The following is a 313-nucleotide window of genomic DNA, read 5'->3' as shown; positions in this document are numbered from 1 at the left end:
CGTCGAGAGAGAATCTTAGAACTACTTAATACAGATGGAAGAGTAATCGCAAAGGAACTTGCGGAAAGATTTGAAATGTCTATTGATTCTATAAGAAGAGATTTGTCTATTATGGAAAAGGATGGTTTATTAAAAAGAACGAACGGAGGTGCAATTGAACTTACGCGAGTGAGGAACTTAGCTGCGGAACCAGCTAAACGTTATAGTGATAGCTCAATATATGAGGACACAATTGCAAAAGTTGCGGCATCTTATATACAAGAAGATGATTCTATTTTTATTGGCGGGGCTTCCATTCATAATGCGATGCTGA

At 37.7% G+C, this 313-nt stretch carries 1 protein-coding gene; it reads left to right on the top strand.

Going from position 1 to position 313, the window contains the following annotated elements:
- Positions 1 to 12 precede the first annotated feature (12 nt).
- Positions 13 to 313 (top strand): DeoR family transcriptional regulator (locus tag ACTJK5_RS23170; RefSeq protein ID WP_440613342.1); only part of this gene is annotated, 301 nt, incomplete at its 3' end.

It is taken from the genome of Agrobacterium sp. 22094 (genome assembly GCF_052046015.1).
In the GTDB taxonomy this organism is placed as follows: domain Bacteria; phylum Pseudomonadota; class Alphaproteobacteria; order Rhizobiales; family Rhizobiaceae; genus Agrobacterium; species Agrobacterium cavarae.
Note: the sequence above shows the minus strand (reverse complement) of the source record. Positions and strands in the feature narration are given on the sequence as shown.